Consider the following 13,360-nt stretch of genomic DNA (forward strand, 5'->3'; position numbering starts at 1 on the left):
GGTGGGCGGGCCCGCGTATGCGCCCCCCGGCATAGACTGGCGCCGTGGCAGAGGTGCGTTATGTGGCGATCGGAGACTCGTTCACGGAGGGCGTCGGCGACGAGCTCCCGGACGGCACGCCCCGCGGCTGGGCGGACCTCGTGGCGCAGGGCTGGGCGGACTCGCTCGGTCAGCCGATCGAGTACGCCAACCTCGCGATCCGCGGCAGGCTCGCCTGGCCCATCGTCGACGAGCAGCTCGAGGCCGCGCTCGCGCTGCGACCCACGCACCTGTCGTTCAACGGCGGCGGCAACGACATGCTCCGGCCGCGGACGCCGATCTCCCGCATCGCCGACGCGTTCTCGCAGGTCCTGCGCCGTTGCGACGAGGAGGGCGTCCGCCTGATCCTGCTCTCCGGGGCCGACCCGACCGAGGGGCTGCCGCTGGGCGCGCTGGTCCGGCGCCGCGGCGACCAGCTCTCCGCCGCGGTCGACGCCCGTCTCCGTGACCGTGACGATGTCGTGCGCGCGCTCAACTGGCCGGACCGCGAGCTCGCGCGGTCGCCGTACTGGTCGCAGGACCGCCTCCACATGAACGCGCGGGGCCACCACCGCGTGGCCGCGCGCGTGCTCACGGCGCTGGATCTCGAGCCCGATCCCGGATGGTGGTCACTGCCCGAGGAGGACTCGGGCGTGCGCCTGCGCGGGGCCGCGTACTATCGCACGCACGTCGGCCCCTGGGTGCGGCGCCGCCTGACGCGCACGTCGTCGGGCGATGACCGGCTGCCGAAGTTCGCCGAGTGGCAGACCATCCGACCGTCGCGCGGAATGCCCGTCGCGGGGGAGGGGTTGGCGTGATCGTGAAGAGGGCCGTGATCGTGAAGGGGACACTGTGAAGAAGATCGGGTTCCTGTCCTTCGGCCATTGGACGCCGCATCCGCAGCCGGGCACGCGCAGCGCGGGCGACATGCTGCTGCAGGCCATCGACCTCGCGCAGGCCGTGGAGGACGTCGGGGGAGACGGCGCGTACTTCCGCGTGCACCACTTCGCGCGTCAGATGAGCTCGCCGTTCCCGCTGCTCGCCGCGATCGGCGCGAAGACGTCGCGCATCGAGATCGGCACGGGCGTGATCGACATGCGCTACGAGAACCCGCTGTACATGATCGAGGATGCCGGATCCGCCGACCTGATCGCGGAGGGGCGCCTGCAGCTGGGCATCTCTCGCGGCTCACCCGAGCAGGTGATCGACGGCTGGAAGCACTTCGGGTACGCGAGCGCGGAGGACGACGCCGACGGCGCGCAGATGGCCCGTCGCAAGACCGAGCTGCTGCTGCAGCTGCTGGAGGGGCGCGGATTCGCCCAGCCCAACCCGCGGCCGATGTTCCCCAATCCGCCCGGGCTGCTGAGGCTGGAACCGCACAGCGGGGGCCTGCGGGAGCGCATCTGGTGGGGCGCAGGGTCGAACTCGACCGCCGTCTGGGCGGCTGAGCGCGGCATGAACCTGATGAGCTCGACGCTCAAGAACGACGAGACCGGCGAGGCGTTCCACGTGCAGCAGGCGCAGCAGATCCGCCTGTTCCGCGAGGAGTGGGCCAAGCACGACTGGGACTTCGAGCCGCGCGTGTCGGTATCCCGCTCGATCGTCGCGATCACGGATGACCGCGATCGCCGCTACTTCGTCGGCGGCGGCGACCACGAGGATCAGATCGGCTACATCGACGCCAGCACGCGCGCGATCTTCGGTCGCTCCTACGCCGCGGAGCCGGAGGCCCTGATCGAGGAGCTGCGCCGCGACGAGGCGATCGCCGAGTCGGACACGGTGCTGATCACGATCCCGAGCCAGCTGGGCGTGGACTACAACGCGCACCTGATCGAGTCGATCGTCACGAACGTCGCGCCCGCGCTCGGCTGGCGCTGACGCACGGCCGGCACCCGCTCAGGCGTCCCCGAGCACGGCGTCGGTCGTCGTCACGGTGGCGAAACCGCCGCCGTGGAGGTTGGTGGCGGTGGCGGCCATGAGCGTCGCCGCCGGTGTCACGGCGCCGTCGGGACCTGCGAGATCGAACGTCCGGGTCGCATCGAGCGGCACGACCACGTCGAAGCCGAGGTTGCCGCCCATCCGCGCGGTGGTCTCGACGCACATGTTGGTCTGGATGCCGCACAGCACGATCCGCTCGATCCGCGAGTCACGCAGCCACGACTCGAGATCCGGCGTGCCGTAGAAGGCCGAATTCACCGCCTTGGTCACCGACAGCTGCGGCCGCACGCGGGCCACCGCCTCCACGAACGCGTTGCCCGGGTTCCCGGGGTGCAGGGGAGAGGCCGGGTTCGCGCTGTCGTGCCGCACCACGACGATCGGATCCCCCGCATCGGTCCAGCGGGCGACCAGCCGCGCGACGTTCTCCTCGCACTGCGGGTGGTTGGCGGTCGGTCCCAGAACGGATCCAGGAATCCCTGCTGCATGTCGATCACGACGAGGGCGGTGGTCATGCCTCCATTCCACACGCCCGCGCCCGCCCCGCGGGTGATGGCCCCGGCCGCGTGACGCCGGATTCCTGCCAAGAGCGCAGGATGGTGCTGTGGTCGACATCGAGCTGGCACGCATCCCGGCGGGCACCGTGACGCTTCACGACGCCCGGCGCGAGACGAGGCGCGTCGTGGAGCTCCAGCCCTTCGAGATCGGCGTCTTCGCGGTGACGCAGGAGCAGCTCGCGGAGATCCTCGGCGACACCGGCGAGGAGCACCCGCATCCGCGACGCCCCGCGACGGGAATCAGCTGGCAGCGCGCGATCCGGTTCTGCAACGCGGCGTCCGAATGGGAGGGCCTCGACCCCGCGTACTCGTTCGACGGCGAGGACGTCACGTGGCATGTCGACGTCGACGGCTACCGCCTGCCGACCGAGGCGGAGTGGGAGTACGCGTGCCGGGCGGGATCGAGCGGGCCCCATTACGGGCCGCTCGCGGAGGTGGCATGGACGGCAGCCGACGGCTCGCGCGCACCGCGCGATGTGGGCGGCAGGATGCCCAACCTCTTCGGGCTGTTCGACACCCTCGGCAACGTCTGGGAGTGGTGCTGGGATCTGCTCGATCCGCTGCGGTACGACGAGTATCGGGTGCTCCGCGGCGGCGGGTACGCGGACGACGCCTGGAACGTGCGCGCCTCGGTGCGGCGCGGCGGGTCGCCGCGCATGCACCACGAGGACCTCGGGTTCCGGGTCGCGCGCGGCGCGTTCGACGGTCCCGACGCGCAGGGCTGGTCGGCGGCGGCCGACCGTGAGCGCGCGGCGGACGACGGCCCGCTGCCGCCGGGGTGGACTCCGCGGCGCTGAGGGCGTCAGGGGACCGCCCGTCTGCCCTCCGCCATCGCCGCGACCTCGGCGATCACCCGCGGATGGGCCAGGATCCGGAAGTGGCCGCCCGTCTCGAGCACCACGTTGTGGGCGCCCGCGAGCGCGCTGCCGCCCGGGATGTGCGGGTCGAACCGGCCGTACAGCGACACGATCCGGGCATTCACGGCGGTCTCGCGCGCCAGACCGACGATCGTGGCGTCCCGCGGCGAGAGGACCCGCAGCGTCGGGATCACCATGAGCTGCGCATATCGCGAGCCTCCGAAGGGGGCCGCGACCGCGACCATGCCCCGGATCCGCTCGCCCGCCGATCCGATCGCCATCACGTGCTTGCCGATCAGCCCGCCCTTGCTGTGCGCGACGACGACCACATCGCGGAGATCGTGATGGATCAGGTGATCGGCCACGAGCGCCGCCCCGGTCGCGACCGGCCGGCGGTTGTGGCGCAGCGGCGCGACGACGTGCACCGGATGCCCCCGATCGTGCAGCGCGACCGCGAGGGGCTGCAGGAACTTCCACGACTCGTACACGCCCGGGATGATCAGGATCGGGGCGAGCACGCCGTCTTCGAATCCCGCCGGGTCCGTCCGGTTGGCGAAGGCTCGCGCCTGCCACACCACGGCGTACGCGTAGTCCGCGATCCACCAGCCCGCGCGTCTCAGCGACTCGATCATGCGCCCGTGTCCCGCACGAACCACTCGATCGCCGAGGCGACGGTGTGAGGCGCCGTGTGCTGCACCAGATGCGCGTGCCGGGGCACCTCGATCAGGCGGCTCCGCCGCGCACGAGCGCGGACGCGCACGCACCACTGGCGTCCCGCGATCGGGTCCCGGCCGCCCCGCAGCACGAGCAGCGGCTGCGCCAGCTCGGTGACCCGATCCTCGATCCGATAGTCGAGCATGTGCGGCAGCTGGCGGAGGTACCAGCGCGGGCCGGCGCGCGTGTACTCGGTGAGGACGCGCATGTTCGCGGACGGCGGCTCGCGGAGCGTGTCCGAGCCGAGCGCGATCGCCTGCGCCAGCGGACTGCGGTGCCGCTCATCCGCGACCGGGCCGATCGCGACGACGTGCGTCACGAGGTCCGGGCGCCGCACGCCCAGCTCGACGGCCCACTGCGTGCCCATGGAGTTGCCGACCGCCACGACCGGACCGGTGCCGATCCGCTCGAGGACGGAGGCGATGCCAGCGGCGATGTCCGAGACGTCCGGTGCGTCGCGCGGCGCCGGCAGCCCGCCGAAGCCCGGGAGGTCCAGCGTGTACACCGTGTGCCGCTCGCCGAGGACCCGATGCAGGCGCGAGAACAGCCGGTGCGAGATGCCGATCCCGTGGATCAGGACGAAGGCCGTCTTCGCCCCGGCGCGCCGTGAGGCGAAGACCCGGTAGGTCCGGCCGTCGACGTCGAGGAGGCGCAGCGTGGGCATGCGCTCCATCCTGCAATGCGCCGCGGGCGGGCGGCCATGGCTTGACAGCGGGCCGCCGCGCCGGGGTGGCCACGGAGAGGACAACCGGACACACTCGAGCCATGACCGCCGGAGCATGGGTGCTGCACGTCGACATGGATCAGTTCATCGCGGCCGTCGAGATCCTGCGGCGACCCGAGCTCGCGGGCCTGCCGGTGATCGTCGGCGGGCGCGGCGACCCCACCGAACGCGCCGTCGTGTCGACCGCGTCGTACGAGGCGCGGGCGTTCGGGATCGGATCGGGGATGCCGCTCAAGATCGCCGCGCGCAAGGCCCCGGAGGACGCCGTGTTCCTGCCGGTGGACCACGCCGCGTACGAGGAGGCATCGGGTCACGTCATGTCGGCGCTGCGAGGCGTTCCGGGGGTCGTCGTGGAGGTGCTGGGCTGGGACGAGTGCTTCGTCGGCGTGACGACCGACGATCCGGAGTCCGTCGCGCGGACCGCGCAGACCGCGGTGCTCGACGAGACGCGGCTGCACTGCACGGTCGGGATCGGCGACAACAAGGTGCGCGCGAAGATCGCGACCGAGTTCGGGAAACCGCGCGGCACGTTCCGCCTCACCGAGGCGAACTGGTTCGAGGTGATGGGGGAGCGGCCCACGCGCGCCCTGTGGGGCGTCGGTGCGAAGGTCGAGAAGCGGCTCGCGGCGCACGGGATCCGCACCGTGCGGGAGCTGGCCGACGCCGACCGCGATGAGCTGGTCGCGGAATTCGGGCCGAGGATGGGCGTCTGGTACCACGAGCTCGGGTGGGGGATCGGGCCCACAGCAGTGGACGACACGCCCTGGGTGGCGCGCAGCCACAGCCGCGAGACGACCTACCAGCGCAACCTCACCACGCGCGGGGAGGTCGCGGACGCCGTGCGCGTGCTCGCCGAGCAGGCCTTCGAGGACTGCGCCGCCGAGGGGCGAGCCGTCATCCGGGTGCACCTCAAGGTGCGGTACGCGCCGTTCGAGACGAGGACCCTCGGGCGGAAGCTGTCCGCGCCGACGCTGCGGCGCGAGGACGTGGTGGATGCGGTGCTCGCGCTGGGCGCGACGCTCGAGGATCGCGAGGTGCGCCTGCTGGGCGTGCGCGCCGAGATGCAGATGCCCGACGACGGTGATCCCGTCGAGCGGACTCCGGTGCGCGGCCGTCTGTAGCGCGGCGGTCAGTTGAGCTGGACGATGTCTCGAGGGTGCGATGTCCCGAGGATGCGACGTCTCGAGGGCGCCGCGACATGAACCCTGGAGTCGCAAGCGGACCGGGCCTAGGGTGGCGGCATGCTGATCGTGGGAGCCATCGTGATCCGCGTCGATGACGCCGCGCGGCAGACGCGGTTCTGGATGGAGGCGCTCGACTACGTCGTGCGCGGCGCGCACGCCGACGACTTCATCCCGCTCGTGCCGCGCACGGGGACGGGGCCGCAGGTCTCGCTCGACGTCCAACGCTCTGCGCGGGTGCTGCCTCCGCGCATCCACCTGGATCTGTACGCGGAGGACCAGGCGGCCGAGGTGGCTCGTCTCACCGAGCTGGGCGCCGTCGAGGTGCACTGGGACAAGCGTCCGGCCGACGCCGACTACGTGATCATGCAGGATCCGGAGGGCAACCGGTTCTGTGTCGTCGACTCGGCAGACTGGAGCGGATGGGCCCTGCGCCGCGTCGCGCCCGCGGGTATCCCGAGCGAGTGAGGTCGCGCCGGGCGATACGGTGACCGGATGAGCTTCATCGTGCGCGGCATCTCGGCCGACGAGTGGGAGTCCTTCCGCGAGATCCGGCTGCGCATGGTGCAGGACACGCCGCTCGCCTACGGCGAGACGTACGAGGCGTCGCTGCGCATCGGCGAGGACGAGTGGCGTGCGCGCGCGGGCCGCGGCCAAGAACCCCACAACGCCACGTACGTGGCCGTCGCTGAGGACGGCGCATGGATCGGGATGATGCGCGGTTTCGTGTCGCGCATGCGCGGGCCGATGCTCGTGAGCGTCTTCGTGGACCCGGCATGGCGCGGACGCGAGGCGGGCATCGCCGACGCGCTGCTCGACGCCGTGATCGCGTGGGCCCGGGGCGAGGGGGAGACCCTGCGCCTCGAGGTGCACGCGGACAACCCGCGCGCGATCGCCTTCTACCGCCGGCGCGGATTCGAGCCGACCGGCAGCCGGCGCCCGTACGAGCTCCCGCCGTACGGCGACGAGGTTGAGATGGAGCTGCCGCTCCGTGCGTGACCGCCTGCTGGGCCGCCGGGCGCGCCTGGCCGTGCTCGTCGCCGCGATCCTCGCGGCGCTCGGCGCGCTGGCCGGGTTCGTTGCCTCGGGGCTGATCTGGCCGGGCAGGATCCTCGCGGCCGGCATCGAGACCCGCGGCGTGGATGTGTCGTCCTACCAGGGCGACATCGACTGGCGAGTGCTGGCCGGTCAGGGGATCGACTTCGCCTACATCAAGGCGACCGAGGGGTCGTCGACCGTCGACTCGCGGTTCGACGCGAACTGGGACGCCGCGCGCGACACCGATCTGCTCGTCGGCGCGTACCACTTCCTGAGCTTCGAGACCCCGGGTCTGCGTCAGGCCGAGCACGTGATCGACACCGTTGCCGACGACGGCTCGCTCCCGGTCGCGGTGGACGTCGAGTTCTACGGCGACTTCTTCGACGCACCGCCGACCCGGGCGACGGTCGACGCGATCCTCGCGCCGCTCCTCCAGCGCCTGGAGGAGCATTACGGCGTCCCGCCCGTCATCTACGCGACGCCCGATGCGTACCGCCGCTACATCTCCGGCGGCTACGCCGACAACCCGATCTGGATCCGCTCCGTCGTCTTGCCGCCCGTACTCGACGATCGCCGTGACTGGACGCTGTGGCAGTACTCTCACCGAGACCGGCTCACCGGGTACGAGGGGGACGAGGCGTATATCGACATGAACGCCTTCCGTGGCTCGCCCGCGGAGCTGCGAGCGCTTGGGGACCGCGGCTGATTAGGAAGACGCGCGTGAGCGATCCTGGCAAGGGCCTGAACACGATTGTTACTTCCTCGTGACCGTCGCGTAGGGTGGCACGTCGAACCGCGAGGGACCGCCGTCGAACCGCCCCGAGAGTCCTTCGTGCCTGGAATCGAGACCACCTTTTCCGGTCGGGCGGGAGAGCAGGCGATCCCGATCGCGTGCCGAGACGGGGCCGTGGAGTTCCGAGTGATCCTGAACAAGTATCCCCTCAACAGCACCGGCACGACCCGCTCGACGCGGATGGCACGCGGTGGCCTCGTGGCCGCCGGCGTTCTCGCCGCCGCGGCCGGTGCGCTCGTCCCGACCGCGGCGAACGCCGCGGACGACGCCACCTGGGACGCCCTCGCGCAGTGCGAGTCCGGCGGCAACTGGGCGATCAACACCGGCAACGGCTACTACGGCGGCCTGCAGTTCACGCAGTCGACGTGGGCGGCGAACGGCGGCTCGGGCAACCCGGCCGACGCGTCGCGCGAAGAGCAGATCCGCGTGGCGGAGAACGTTCTGGCCTCGCAGGGCTGGGGCGCCTGGCCCAGCTGCTCGGCGCAGATCGGCGCCAGCGGCGCCGCAGAGCCCAGCGCTCCCGAGGCCGCCCCGGCTCCCGCTCCGGCGGAGGAGGCGGCTCCGGCTCCCGCCGCCCCGGCGCAGCCCGCGGCGCCGGCCGCCGCTCCCGCGGCGCCCGCCGAGGAGGAGTACGCGCTTCCCGACGTCGAGCCGTCCGACAAGACCTACACGGTCGAGTCCGGCGACACGCTGTTCGAGATCGCCGAGAAGAACGGCGTGGAGAGCAGCTGGCTCGGCATCTTCGCCGTCAACCAGGACGCGATCGCCGACCCCGACCTCATCGAGGTCGGCGACGAGCTCGTCCTCCCCGCGGAGTAATCACCGCGCGCGTGCGGGCCTGCCCGCACGCGACACTACACCGCCCCGCCGAGACAGCAGGTGACCGCCGCTGTCTCGGCGGGGCGTCGCTGTCTCGCGCAAGGGATGCGGTCTCGCTGCCGACTAACCTGCGGCTATGGATGCGTCCGGAAGCCTCGTCGAGCGGATCGCCGCGCACGTGGATGCGTCGCCCATCCGTCCCGTGCGGATCGTCGGGATGGACGGCCCGGCGGGTGCCGGCAAGTCGACGGTCGCACGCGCCGTCGCCGAGCGGCTGGACGCCCCGGTCGTGGAGATCGACGACTTCGTCTCGTGGGGGGACTTCGCCGGCTGGTGGCCGCGTCTCGAGGAGCAGGTCCTCGCGCCGCTGCTCGCAGGACGGGACGCCCGCTATCAGCGCCGCGACTGGGAGGGCGACGAATTCGGCACGGCGCTGGGGGAGTGGCGCGTCCTTCCGTGGGCGCCGATCGTGGTCCTCGAGGGCGTGACATCGACACGCCGTGCCGTCGCCGACCGCCTTGCGTGCCGCGTCTGGGTCGACGCACCGGCGGAGCTGCGCCTCGCCCGAGGCATCGCGCGCGACGGGGAAAGCCATCGGCCGCTGTGGGAGCGATGGCAGGCCGAGGAGGCGGCGTTCTTCGCCGCCGACGGCGCCCGGGAGCGCGCGGACTTCCTGCTCGACACGTCCGGGCGGCCTTCGACGGCGGACGCGGGGCAGCGGTGACGGATCCCTCCGCTCACGACTGGCGGCCGCCGCGCGGCGAGGGCCGGGCGTCCGAGGTGTCCGCCGTGATCGGCGCGGGCGATGCCGTCTGGCGCTCCGCGTCGGAGGACGTGCTGTCGTGGGCCGTGAAGACCCGGAGCGGGTTCGCCGTCGACACCGCGGGGCAGGTCGCCGTGGGCGATCGCCTCAGGATCTCGGCGCGGATCGGATGGATCCGCATCGTCGAGCCGGTGGAGGTGGTCCACGTCGTGGCCGGAGCCGCGCGCGTCGGATTCAGCTATCGCACGCTCCCCGGTCATCCGGTGTCCGGCGAGGAGGCGTTCATCGTCCACCGCGACGGCGATCTCGTGCACCTGACGGTGCGATCGATCACGCGTCCCGCCGAGCGCGGCGGATGGCGTCTGGCGTTTCCGCTGCTGCGCGTCGTCCAGCGACTCGTGCGCCGACGGTACCTTCGCGCGCTGCGCTGATCGCCCCCGGATAATGGGCAGGTGGAGCCCTGGGAGATGCACGAGTGGCACGCCGAGTTCCTGGATGCCTGCAACCGGCACGATCTCGAGGCCATCCGCGCGTTCATCGGGACGGATGTGCGGCGCGCGCATCTGCCGGGCGGTGTGGACGCCTGGCTGACCGATCTGGCCGATCTCTTCCATGCCTTCCCGGATTGGCGCTGGCGCCGGATCCAGGTAGTCGCGGAGGAGGACCGGATCGCCGTCCACCTGCGGGGGAGCGGAACGCATCTCGGGGAGTTCAAAGGCATCGCCCCGTCGCGCCGACACGTCAACGTCGCGGAGTTCGCGATGTATCGCGTCACGAACGGCCGGATCGCCGAGGTCACCGGCTCGGACGATCTGGAGCTGATCACGCAGCTTGGTGCGCGCTGACCGCATACGGGGTCGCTCGAAGACGAGCGGCAGTGACCCGGAGCCGTCACTTCGCGCTTCTTGAACATGCGGATCGGGTTCGAAGTCGGATCGAAACCGCTCACGATCCCTCGCTGCTCGAGTCCCCTCGATCGTGCGACGGTGCCTGCTGCGTCGGCCAAGCCGCGCCCCAGGGAAGGTTCGAGCTGGCGCGCAACGCGCCGCGGGGCCAAGATGTCGGCATGACCGGCGCGCACCGGCCCGTGATCCGCACACCCGACCAGCGGATCCGGGTGTTCGTGAGCTCGACCCTGCGCGAGCTCGCAGAGGAGCGCCGCGCCGTTCGAGCCGCGATCGAGCGCATGCGGCTCGCGCCCGTGATGTTCGAGCTCGGCGCCCGGCCGCATCCGCCGCGCGCGCTCTACCGCTCGTACCTTGCGCAGAGCGACGTGTTCGTCGGCATCTACGGCGACAGCTACGGCTGGGTCGCGCCCGACGAGCAGGTCTCGGGCCTCGAGGACGAGTACGCGCTCGCACCGCGGGACATGCCGAAGCTCATCTACGTGCGCGCCTCTGAGCACCGGGAGCCGCGGCTCGAGGACCTCATCGCGCGCATCCGCTCGGACGACACCGCGGCGTACTTGCCGTTCGCGACGGCGTCGGAGCTCGAGGAGTTCGTGTCGAACGACCTCGCGACGCTGCTCGCCGAGCGCTTCGACGAGTCGCGGCTGCAGAACGGGGGCGGGCCGGAGGAGATCCCGCCGACCCCCGAGTCGCGCATCCCGGTGCCTCCGACGAGCACGATCGGCCGCGACCGCGAGATCGCCGAGGTGAGGTCGCTCTTCGAGCGCGGGACGAAGCTCGTGAGCCTGGTGGGCCCGGGCGGCATCGGCAAGAGCAGGCTCGCGATCGAGGTCGCGCAGGGGACCGCGGATCTGTTCCCGGACGGGCGGTACTTCCTCCCGCTCGAGGGGGTGTTCGAGCCGGGACTGCTGCTGCCGACGGTCGCATATGTGCTCGGCATCCGCGACACCGGCGAGACCGCGCTCGAGGAGCGCATCTCGCGAGCGCTCGCGAGCCGGCGCGTGCTGCTCGTGCTCGACAACTTCGAGCAGATCGTGGAGGCGGCGCCGCTGCTCGTGCGGCTGCTCGACGTCGCGCCGTCTGCGTCCCTGCTCGTCACGAGCCGCACGGTGCTGCGGATCCGAGGGGAGCGCGTCTTCGAGGTGAAGGCGCTCGGCGTGCCCGACACCGTGGCCCACCCGAGCATCGAGCGGGTGCGGCGCTCGCCTGCCGGCGCGCTCTTCGTCGACCGCGCGCAAGCCGTGAAGCCCGACTTCGAGCTCTCGGCGGAGAACGCGCCCGCGGTCGCCGACATCTGCCGACGGCTAGAGGGGCTGCCGCTCGCGATCGAGCTCGCCGCCGCGAAGGTGCGGTTGCTCACCCCGCATGGCATCGCGCAGCGGCTCGAGGAGAGCCTGCCGCTCCTCACCGCCGCCGCCAGGGACCTGCCCGACCGCCACCGCACGATGCGCGCGACGATCGACTGGAGCGTGAGCCTGCTGCCCGCCGAGCAGCGCGCGCAGCTCGAGGACCTCGGCGTCTTCGCGCGCCAGTTCACGCTCGAGGCGATGGAGGCACTCGGTGCGGGTCGCGTGTGGGAGGGCCAGGCGCTCGACGGCATCGCCGGCCTCGTCGACGCCTCGCTCGTGCGGCAGGCGGAGGTCGGCGGACGGTCGGTGCTGTCGCTGCTCGCCGTCGTGCGGGAGTACGCGCTCGGCCGTCTGAAGGAGCACGGCGAGTCGGGGCGGATGCGCGCGGCCCACGCCGACTACTACAGCGACCTCGTCGCCGCGATCGCGCCGGGGCTCCGGGGCGCCGGGCAGAGCGAGGCAGTCGTGCAACTCGGCCTTGAGCTGCCGAACCTGCGCGCCGCTGTGCGCCACCTCGTGTACATCGACCGGCTCGACGACGCGGGGGAGTTCGCGTGGCGGCTGCTCGTCTACTGGTGGATAGCCGGATTCTTCGGCGAGGTGCGAGTCTGGATGCTCGAGTTGCTCGGCAAGGACCAGTCCGTCAGGCCGCACACGCGCGCGGTCGCGTGGTTCTTCGCCCTGTGGAGCGAGATGTGGCAGCACCCGACGGAGGAGGTCGTGGCGGGGCTCGGCGAGTGCGTGCGGTTGTTCACCGAGAGCGGCGACGGCGACGCGGCCGCGATGGCGACCGCGGCGCGCGCGACCGCGCGGCTGCAGCTGCCGCTCCCCGACCTCGACACCGCCGAGCGGGAGCTGGCGGATGCGGTCCACCAGCTGCGGGACCTCGGCAACCCGTGGGCGGAGGCGATCACGGAGGTGTCGCGCGGCCGGCTCGCGTGGCTGCGCGGCCTCACCGACGAGGCGCAGTCGTGCTTCGACCGGGCGACGGAGGTCGCCGAGTCGGTCGGCGACCAGTTCACCGTCTCGGTCGCGGGCAACCACCAGGCGAGGCTGCAGCTCGTGCGGGGCGACATCGACGCCGCGGAGGCTGGTTGCGTGCGCACCCTGCTCGTCTCGGTGCGGCTGCACTTCGAGGAGGGGGTCGCCTACGCGCTCGAGGGGCTCTGCGCGGTCGCCGCGGCACGCGGCGATGCGGAGCGGGCGGGGATGCTCTCGGCCGTCTCCCACGCCATCCGGCAGCGCATCGGCGTGTTCGACGCGGAGGCGTTCACCGTGCACATGCCGCAGCTGGACGCCATCCGCTCGGCGCAGCCGGAGGCGGTCGCCGCGGGGGAGCGGCGGGGCGCGGAGCTGACGGTGCCGGAGGCGATCGCCCTCGCGCTTCCCGGGCACGAGCGCGAGCAGCTCGCGCCGGAGCTGGCCCGTTGGTGAGCGCGGCCGGCGGCATCCGCACGCACGGTCGGCGGCAAGCGAGCACCGGCTCACTCGCAGAAGCTGACAACAGGGGAGTCGCAACGACCGGGCGGATTCGCGGATCCGACGACATGGCCTGGCTGAACTGACATAATGTGCATTATCGGCTATCGCGCAGCTGCGGCTCGAGGCTCTCGCGCCCCGGTGTAGCCCCAGGAGAATCCGACGACTCGCGAACCCTCCGAAGCGACCACGAGCCGGTAGCCCTCACGGGCCGCGTGACGCTCG

At 72.1% G+C, this 13,360-nt stretch carries 15 protein-coding genes; 12 read left to right on the plus strand and 3 right to left on the minus strand.

All coding sequences use genetic code 11. From position 1 onward, the window contains the following. Positions 1 to 44 precede the first annotated feature (44 nt). Both AAD528_RS01375 and AAD528_RS01380 read left to right on the plus strand, forming a co-directional pair. A complete protein-coding gene (locus AAD528_RS01375) occupies positions 45 to 836 on the plus strand; it encodes an SGNH/GDSL hydrolase family protein (protein ID WP_345750246.1) in 792 nt (263 codons plus the stop codon). Positions 837 to 870: 34 nt separating this feature from the next. Continuing rightward, the gene (locus AAD528_RS01380; protein ID WP_345750247.1) at positions 871 to 1,896 is read left to right on the plus strand and encodes an LLM class flavin-dependent oxidoreductase; all 1,026 of its coding nucleotides are present in this window, start codon (positions 871 to 873) and stop codon (positions 1,894 to 1,896) included. A gap of 18 nt (positions 1,897 to 1,914) precedes the next feature. Here the strand turns inward: AAD528_RS01380 and AAD528_RS01385 are convergent, their stop codons facing one another. Then, positions 1,915 to 2,325, minus strand: coding sequence for an isochorismatase family protein (locus tag AAD528_RS01385; RefSeq protein WP_345750248.1), 411 nt, complete (start codon positions 2,323 to 2,325; stop codon positions 1,915 to 1,917). Between the two features lie 232 nt (positions 2,326 to 2,557). On the opposite strand from AAD528_RS01385, the gene AAD528_RS01390 reads away from it, so the two are divergent. Then, complete coding sequence (locus AAD528_RS01390) at positions 2,558 to 3,307, plus strand: formylglycine-generating enzyme family protein (RefSeq protein ID WP_345750249.1); 750 nt, start codon at positions 2,558 to 2,560, stop codon at positions 3,305 to 3,307. 5 nt (positions 3,308 to 3,312) lie between these two features. Here AAD528_RS01390 and AAD528_RS01395 read toward each other — a convergent pair whose 3' ends face one another. Together AAD528_RS01395 and AAD528_RS01400 are read right to left on the minus strand one after the other, a co-directional pair. Beyond that, positions 3,313 to 3,999: an esterase/lipase family protein gene (locus AAD528_RS01395; protein WP_345750250.1), complete on the minus strand. Its 687-nt coding sequence runs from the start codon at positions 3,997 to 3,999 to the stop codon at positions 3,313 to 3,315. After that, on the minus strand, positions 3,996 to 4,745 hold the full coding sequence (locus tag AAD528_RS01400; protein ID WP_345750251.1) for an alpha/beta fold hydrolase: 750 nt from the start codon (positions 4,743 to 4,745) through the stop codon (positions 3,996 to 3,998). Before AAD528_RS01400 ends, AAD528_RS01395 begins: the two co-directional genes overlap by 4 nt. A gap of 101 nt (positions 4,746 to 4,846) precedes the next feature. Between AAD528_RS01400 and AAD528_RS01405 the strand changes: the two genes are divergently transcribed. The 9 genes from AAD528_RS01405 to AAD528_RS01445 all read left to right on the plus strand — a co-directional run bounded on the left by AAD528_RS01405 (position 4,847) and on the right by AAD528_RS01445 (position 13,090). Further along, positions 4,847 to 5,926 carry a DNA polymerase IV gene (locus AAD528_RS01405; RefSeq protein WP_345750252.1) on the plus strand — a complete coding sequence of 360 codons (1,080 nt, stop codon included), beginning with the start codon at positions 4,847 to 4,849 and terminating at the stop codon, positions 5,924 to 5,926. 120 nt (positions 5,927 to 6,046) lie between these two features. Then, the gene (locus AAD528_RS01410; RefSeq protein WP_345750253.1) at positions 6,047 to 6,454 is read left to right on the plus strand and encodes a VOC family protein; all 408 of its coding nucleotides are present in this window, start codon (positions 6,047 to 6,049) and stop codon (positions 6,452 to 6,454) included. A gap of 27 nt (positions 6,455 to 6,481) precedes the next feature. Continuing rightward, on the plus strand, positions 6,482 to 6,985 hold the full coding sequence (locus AAD528_RS01415; protein ID WP_345750254.1) for a GNAT family N-acetyltransferase: 504 nt from the start codon (positions 6,482 to 6,484) through the stop codon (positions 6,983 to 6,985). After that, positions 6,978 to 7,730 (plus strand): GH25 family lysozyme, encoded by a 753-nt coding sequence (locus AAD528_RS01420; protein WP_345750255.1) that lies wholly within the window; start codon positions 6,978 to 6,980, stop codon positions 7,728 to 7,730. The genes AAD528_RS01415 and AAD528_RS01420 overlap by 8 nt, the downstream gene beginning before the upstream one ends. A gap of 201 nt (positions 7,731 to 7,931) precedes the next feature. Next, positions 7,932 to 8,636, plus strand: a complete 705-nt coding sequence (locus tag AAD528_RS01425; protein WP_345750256.1) for a transglycosylase family protein — start codon at positions 7,932 to 7,934, stop codon at positions 8,634 to 8,636. Positions 8,637 to 8,772: 136 nt separating this feature from the next. Further along, positions 8,773 to 9,360: a uridine kinase family protein gene (locus AAD528_RS01430; protein ID WP_345750257.1), complete on the plus strand. Its 588-nt coding sequence runs from the start codon at positions 8,773 to 8,775 to the stop codon at positions 9,358 to 9,360. Further along, on the plus strand, positions 9,357 to 9,830 hold the full coding sequence (locus AAD528_RS01435) for a DUF1990 family protein (protein ID WP_345750258.1): 474 nt from the start codon (positions 9,357 to 9,359) through the stop codon (positions 9,828 to 9,830). Before AAD528_RS01430 ends, AAD528_RS01435 begins: the two co-directional genes overlap by 4 nt. 21 nt (positions 9,831 to 9,851) lie before the next feature. After that, positions 9,852 to 10,244 (plus strand): ester cyclase, encoded by a 393-nt coding sequence (locus AAD528_RS01440; RefSeq protein ID WP_345750259.1) that lies wholly within the window; start codon positions 9,852 to 9,854, stop codon positions 10,242 to 10,244. 221 nt (positions 10,245 to 10,465) lie between these two features. Next, positions 10,466 to 13,090, plus strand: coding sequence for an ATP-binding protein (locus tag AAD528_RS01445; protein ID WP_345750260.1), 2,625 nt, complete (start codon positions 10,466 to 10,468; stop codon positions 13,088 to 13,090). Positions 13,091 to 13,360: the final 270 nt, after the last annotated feature.

It is taken from the genome of Microbacterium rhizophilum, from assembly GCF_039605615.1.
Taxonomy (GTDB): Bacteria; Actinomycetota; Actinomycetes; order Actinomycetales; family Microbacteriaceae; genus Microbacterium; species Microbacterium rhizophilus.